Annotated in this window: 4 protein-coding genes and 1 pseudogene; 3 read left to right on the forward strand and 2 right to left on the reverse strand. The window is 71.6% G+C overall.

All coding sequences use genetic code 11. The annotated features are described in order from the left end of the window. A partial coding sequence (locus ABZ885_RS33135) for an Rv3235 family protein (RefSeq protein WP_360196986.1) occupies positions 1–409 on the forward strand: 409 nt, incomplete at its 5' end. Between the two features lie 191 nt (positions 410–600). Here ABZ885_RS33135 and secA read toward each other — a convergent pair. Continuing rightward, positions 601–3363: a preprotein translocase subunit SecA gene (gene secA / locus ABZ885_RS33140; protein WP_360196989.1), complete on the reverse strand. Its 2763-nt coding sequence runs from the start codon at positions 3361–3363 to the stop codon at positions 601–603. A 251-nt stretch (positions 3364–3614) separates the two neighbouring features. On the opposite strand from secA, the gene ABZ885_RS33145 reads away from it, so the two are divergent. Together ABZ885_RS33145 and ABZ885_RS33150 are read left to right on the forward strand one after the other, a co-directional pair. Beyond that, the gene (locus ABZ885_RS33145) at positions 3615–4211 is read left to right on the forward strand and encodes a GNAT family N-acetyltransferase (RefSeq protein ID WP_360196992.1); all 597 of its coding nucleotides are present in this window, start codon (positions 3615–3617) and stop codon (positions 4209–4211) included. 71 nt (positions 4212–4282) lie between these two features. Continuing rightward, a complete protein-coding gene (locus ABZ885_RS33150) occupies positions 4283–5488 on the forward strand; it encodes a crosslink repair DNA glycosylase YcaQ family protein (protein WP_360196995.1) in 1206 nt (401 codons plus the stop codon). 75 nt (positions 5489–5563) lie between these two features. On the opposite strand, the pseudogene ABZ885_RS33155 reads toward ABZ885_RS33150, so the two are convergent. Next, positions 5564–6226: pseudogene (locus tag ABZ885_RS33155) on the reverse strand (response regulator transcription factor); the annotation flags it as partial. Between the last annotated feature and the right edge of the window lie 128 nt (positions 6227–6354).

Here is a 6354-nt window from a genome sequence, read left to right on the forward strand (position 1 = left end):
CCCCCCCCGCCCCCCCCCCCCCGCCGCCCGCCGGCCCCGCCACCCCAGGGCCGCCTGCACCACCGCCGCCGCGACCACCCCGGAGCTGCGCGCCGGCCTGAGCGTCCGCTTCGCCCAGCAGCTGGTCGAGGTGCTCACCGGCGCCCGGCCGTCGGGACAGCTGATGCGCCACACCACGCTGAACGGCTACGGCCAGCTCGCCGCCCTGGTCCGCGCGGGCACCCTGCGGCGGCTCGGATCCGCCGGCCGGCCCCGGCTCGGGCCCGTGCACGACCGCTCGCCCTCCCCCGACGTGGTCGAGGCCTGCGTCCGGGTCGACCTCGGCAGCCGGCACCACATGGTGGCGTTCCGGCTGGAGCTGCGCGGGCCCGCCGGGCAGTGGCAGTGCACCGCCGTGGAGGCCCGGTGAGCACGCTGCACAGGGTGAGCCCGGTGAGCACGCCGAGCAGGGTGAGCCCGCTGCGCCCGCCCGCCGTCCGGCCGCGCCCGGCACCCGCACCGGCCGCGGCACCTGCGACGGCACCCGAAACGGCGCAGGGCGCCACCCCCCTACGGGAGCGGCGCCCTGCGCGGCGGCGGGCCGGGCGGACCGGCCGTGCCTCAGCCCTTGCGGCGGCGGCCCTTGGCCGACTTGGCGGCCTTGCGGCGCTCGGCGCGGGTCAGCCCGTCGCCCTCGTCCTCCGGCGTGTAGTCGTCGAAGTCGCCCTCGACCACACCGCCGCCGACCTCGTCCGAGGGGGCCGTGTAGTGCAGCCGCTGCGGCTTCGGGGCCTCCAGGCCCTTGGCCTTGATCTCGGGGCGGGCGGCGTCCTTCTCCAGCTTGTCGAGCACCACCTCGGTGTCCTCGACCGGCACCTCCTCGACCTGCTGCTCGACCTGGACCTCCAGGTTGAACAGGTAGCCGACGGACTCCTCCTTGATGCCCTCCATCATCGCGGTGAACATGTCGAAGCCCTCGCGCTGGTACTCGACCAGCGGGTCGCGCTGCGCCATGGCCCGCAGGCCGATGCCCTCCTGGAGGTAGTCCATCTCGTAGAGGTGCTCGCGCCAGCGGCGGTCCAGCACCGAGAGGACGACCCGGCGCTCCAGCTCACGCATGATCTCCGCGCCGAGCTGGTCCTCACGGGCGCCGTACTGCCCCTGGATGTCCTCCTGGACGACCTTGGTGAGGAACTCCGGGGTGAGGCCCGCGGTGCCGCCGGCCTCCTCCTCCAGCTCCTCCAGCTCCAGGGTGACCGGGTACAGCTGCTTCATCGCGGACCAGAGCTTCTCGAGGTCCCAGTCGTCCTCGAAGCCCTCGCCGGTGGCCGCCTTGACGTACGCCTCGACGGTGTCGTCCATGAAGTGGCCGACCTGCTCCTGCAGGTCCTCGCCCTCCAGGACGCGGCGGCGCTCGCCGTAGATGACCTCGCGCTGGCGGTTCAGCACCTCGTCGTACTTGAGGACGTTCTTGCGGATCTCGAAGTTCTGCTGCTCGACCTGGGTCTGCGCGGAGGCGATGGCGCGGGTGACCATCTTCGACTCGATCGGCACGTCCTCGGGCACGTTGGCCATCGAGAGCACGCGCTCGACCATGCCGGCCTTGAACAGGCGCATCAGGTCGTCGCCGAGCGACAGGTAGAAGCGGGACTCGCCCGGGTCGCCCTGACGGCCGGAACGGCCGCGCAGCTGGTTGTCGATCCGGCGGGACTCGTGCCGCTCGGTGCCGAGGACGTAGAGGCCGCCGGCCTCCTTGACCTCGTCCTGCTCCGTCTTGACCGAGGCCTTGGCCTTCTCCAGCGCCGCCGGGAACGCGGCCTCGTACTCGTCCGGGGTGTCCACCGGGGTGAGCCCGCGCTGGGCCAGCTCGGCCGCCGCGAGGTGGTCGGCGTTGCCGCCGAGCATGATGTCGGTACCACGGCCGGCCATGTTGGTGGCGACGGTCACGGCGCCCTTGCGGCCCGCCTGGGCGACGATCTGCGCCTCGCGCTCGTGGTGCTTGGCGTTCAGCACCTCGTGCGGGATGCCGCGCTTGCGCAGCTCCTGCGACAGGTACTCGGACTTCTCCACCGACACGGTGCCGACCAGCACCGGCTGGCCCTTCTCGTGCTTCTCGGCGATGTCCTCGACCACGGCGGCGAACTTGGCCGGCTCCGACTTGTAGATCAGGTCCGGCTGGTCGATGCGCAGCGGGGTCTTGTTGGTCGGGATCGGGACGACACCGAGCTTGTAGATCTGGTGGAACTCGGCCGCCTCGGTGGTGCCGGTACCGGTCATGCCGGCCAGCTTGTCGTACAGGCGGAAGAAGTTCTGCAGGGTGATGGTCGCCAGCGTCTGGTTCTCGTTCTGGACCTCCACCCCCTCCTTGGCCTCGATCGCCTGGTGCATGCCCTCGTTGTAGCGGCGCCCGGCCAGGATGCGGCCGGTGTGCTCGTCGACGATCATGACCTCGCCGTTCATCACGACGTAGTCCTTGTCCGCCTTGTACAGCTCCTTCGCCTTGATGGCGTTGTTCAGGAAGCCGACCAGCGGGGTGTTCACCGACTCGTAGAGGTTGTCGATGCCGAGGTAGTCCTCGACCCGGGAGACACCCTCCTCCAGCACGCCGACGGTGCGCTTCTTCTCGTCGACCTCGTAGTCGCGGTCGATCCTGAGGCGCTGCACCAGCTTGGCGAAGTCGGCGTACCACTTGGTCGCCTGGTCCGCCGGGCCGGAGATGATCAGCGGGGTGCGGGCCTCGTCGATGAGGATCGAGTCGACCTCGTCGACCACCGCGAAGTTGTGGCCGCGCTGGACGAGTTCGTCCTTCGACCAGGCCATGTTGTCGCGCAGGTAGTCGAAGCCGAACTCGTTGTTGGTGCCGTACGTGATGTCCATCCCGTACTGGCGCTTGCGCTCGGCGGGCGTCATGTTGCCCAGGATCACGCCGACCTCGAGGCCCAGGAAGCGGTGCACCCGGCCCATCCACTCCGAGTCGCGCTCGGCGAGGTAGTCGTTGACGGTGATCAGGTGCACGCCCTTGCCGGTGAGCGCGTTGAGGTACGCGGGCAGGGTGCCGACCAGGGTCTTGCCCTCGCCGGTGCGCATCTCGGCCACGTAGCCGAGGTGCAGGGCGGCGCCGCCCATGAGCTGGACGTCGTAGTGCCGCTGGCCGAGCACGCGCTTGGCGGCCTCGCGGACGGTGGCGAACGCCTCGGGGAGGATGTCGTCCAGGGTCTCGCCGTCGGCGAGCCGCTGCTTGTACTCGTCGGTCAGCGCGCGCAGCTCGGCGTCGGTGAGGTTGACGAAGTCCTCTTCGATGGAGTTGACCTGGGCAGCAATCCGCTGCAGCTTGCGAAGGATCTTGCCTTCGCCGGCGCGCAGGATCTTGTCGAAGACGGACACTTGAGCGGGCTCCTTGCCTGTATTGGCACTGGACGACTGCACGGCGGGTCCACCCCACCGCACGGGCCATCGTATGCGAGGAGTCCAATGCCCCGGGAGGTGCGTCAGCACGGTATTCCCGTGTCACTCGTGCGAGCACATGGCCTGATAGCACCGTCCACCGGGGCAAACCGGGCGACTCTCCGGCCAGTTGGGCTGATCGGCCGGTTAATCGGATGCTCCTATTCCTCCCCACACGGAATAATCCGCCCATGGAAGAACAGCGCGAAAGGCAGCGCGAAGAGCAGACCGGGGCGAGCACCGCCGGGCCCGTCGTCCTCACCACCGACCGCCTGCTCCTGCGCGCCCCGCAGGAGTCCGACATCGACGCGGTCTTCGCCGCCTGCCAGGACGCGGAGATCCAGCGCTGGACGGTGGTTCCCAGCCCGTACCGGCGCGAGGACGCCGAGTACTTCGTCAACGATCTCGCCGCCAACGGCTGGCTGACCGGCGACAACTTCGTCTGGTGCGTGTTCGAACGCGCGACCGGGGCTCTCGTGGGCAGCCAGGGGCTGGTCCGCTGCCCCGGCCGGCCGGGCACCGCCGAGGTCGGCTGGTGGGCGGCCGAGGAGCACCGCGGCCGCGGGTACACCGCCGAGGCCGCCCGCGCGGTGGCCCGCTACGGGCTCACCGAGCTGGGCCTGCGGCGGCTGGAGTGGGTGGCCTACGTGGGCAACGAGGGCTCGCGCGCGGTCGCCGAGAAGGTCGGTTTCCGCTTCGAGGGCACCCTGCGCTCGTTCGCCGAGCAGCGCGGCGAGTTCCGCGACTCCTGGGTCGGCGGGCTGCTCGCCACCGATCTCACCGGCTGACGGCACCGGCCCGGCCCGCCCCGGGCGACCGCCCGCGGCGACTGTCGGTCCCCCGGTCTAGGCTCGCCGGCATGACCGCCTCGACCCCCGCCGCGGCCCCGTCCCCGGCTCCCGTCACCACCCTCGGCGCCGACGACGCCCGCCGGATCGCCCTGCGTGCGCAGGGCCTGCTCGGGGCACCGGACCGCCGCGGCGGGGTGCGCGGCGTGCTCCGCCACCTCGGCGCCGTCCAGCTCGACACCATCTCGGTGCTGGCCCGGTCGCACGAGCTGATCCCGTACGCGCGGCTCGGCGCGGTCGGCCGCCCGGCCGTCGAGGCGGCGTACTGGGGCACGGGGGCGAGCTTCGAGTACTGGTCGCACGCGGCCTGCGTCCTGCCGATCGAGGAGTGGCCGCTGTTCGCGTTCCGGCGCCGCCGCTACCGCGAGCGCGGACACCTCTGGGGCCACCAGGTCTCCCCGGAGACGTACCGGCACGTGCTCGACAAGCTGCGCGCCGAAGGCCCGCTCACCTCCACCGAGCTGGGCGGCGCCAAGAAGACGGCCGAATGGTGGGACTGGTCCGACACCAAGATCGCGGTGGAGCGGGCGCTGGCCTTCGGCGACGTCGTCTGCACCGCGCGCCGGAGCTGGAAGCGCGTCTACGCGCTGGCCGAACAGGCCGTCCCCGCCGAACTGTTCGAGGCCGAGCCGGCCGACGAGGAGTGCCTGCGCACCCTGGTCGCCCAGTCCGGCGCCGCGCTCGGCGTGGCCACCCGGGCCGACCTGGCCGACTACCACCGGCTGCGCGCCGACCAGTTGGACGCGGTGCTGGCCGACTCCGGCCTGGTCCCGGTCCGGGTGGCGGGCTGGGGCCCGGACGGCTCCCCCGGCGCCGCCTGGGCCGACCCGGCCGCGCTCGCCACCACCCCGCGCGGCCGCCACCGGACCACGCTGCTCTCCCCGTTCGACTCGCTGATCTGGGACCGCGCCCGCACCGAGCGGATCTTCGGCATGGCGCACCGGCTGGAGGCGTACACGCCCAAGCACAAGCGGGTGCACGGCTACTTCGCGATGCCGCTGCTGGCCGGCGGCCGGCTGGTCGGCCGGGTCGACCCGGCCCGCGAGGGAAGGACCCTGGTGGCCCGTCAGGTATCGCTCGACTCCGCCCGGCACGTCGGGGCGCTGGCGGCCGCGCTGCGTGAGGCGGCCGCCTGGGTGGGCTGCTCGGACGTACGGGTCGAGGTGCTGCAGGACGAGACGCTGCGCCCGGCCCTGGAGGCGCTGCTCGACGGCTGAGCCGCGCCCCGGGCGGCCCGGCGGCCGAGCGGCCCCGGGCGGAACGGCCCCCGGACGGCCGAACGGCGGCCGGGGTCACCCTATTTCGAGGATCTTCTCCCGCATCGCGTAGACCACGGCCTCCATCCGGGAGTGCAGCTGCAGCTTCTCCAGGATGTTGCGGACGTGGTTCTTCACGGTGTTCTCGCTGATGAACAGTTCCTTGGCGATCTCCCGGTTGTTCATCCCGGTGGCCACCAGCTTCAGCACCTCCAACTCCCGGTCGGTGAGCCGGGGTGCGGGCACCAGGTCCCGGTCGTCGGAGCGGCGCTGGATCATCGACTTGAACTCGGTGAGCAGCTTGGAGGCCATCGACGGGCTGATCTGGGACTGCCCGTCGGCGACCGCGCGGATCGCGGTGGCGACCTCGTCGGTGGAGATCTCCTTGAGCAGGTAGCCGGTGGCGCCGGCCTTGATCGCCTCGTAGAGGTCGGCCTCCTCGTCGCTGATCGTCAGCATGATGATCTTGGTGCTGGGCACCACGTCCTTGATCGCCGTACAGGCCTCGATCCCGCTGCGGCGCGGCATCCGGACGTCCATCAGGATGATGTCGGGGAGCAGGTCGGCGGCCTTCAGCACGGCCTCGGCGCCGTCCCCGGCCTCGCCGATGACCTTGATGTCCGGCTCCTCCGCGAGCACGATCTCCAGCCCGCGCCGGAACAGCGCGTGGTCGTCCACCACCAGGACGCGGATCGGCTCCCCCCGGTGCGGGGCGTACTCGGACTCCTCCCCCGATGATCCAGTGGGCCATGGTGAACTCCATGGCCAGCCGTCTGACCGCCAGCCCGGACAGAACCGGGCAATACCTCCGCTCGAAACCACTCGCG

Source organism: Kitasatospora sp. NPDC047058 (genome assembly GCF_040643935.1).
In the GTDB taxonomy this organism is placed as follows: domain Bacteria; phylum Actinomycetota; class Actinomycetes; order Streptomycetales; family Streptomycetaceae; genus Kitasatospora.

What these genes read in the sequence shown, in the direction of transcription:
- ABZ885_RS33150 (WP_360196995.1), top strand. Translation starts at nt 4,283, where the DNA reads ATGACCGCCTCGACCCCCGCCGCGGCCCCGTCCCCGGCTCCCGTCACC.
- ABZ885_RS33145 (WP_360196992.1), top strand. Translation starts at nt 3,615, where the DNA reads ATGGAAGAACAGCGCGAAAGGCAGCGCGAAGAGCAGACCGGGGCGAGC.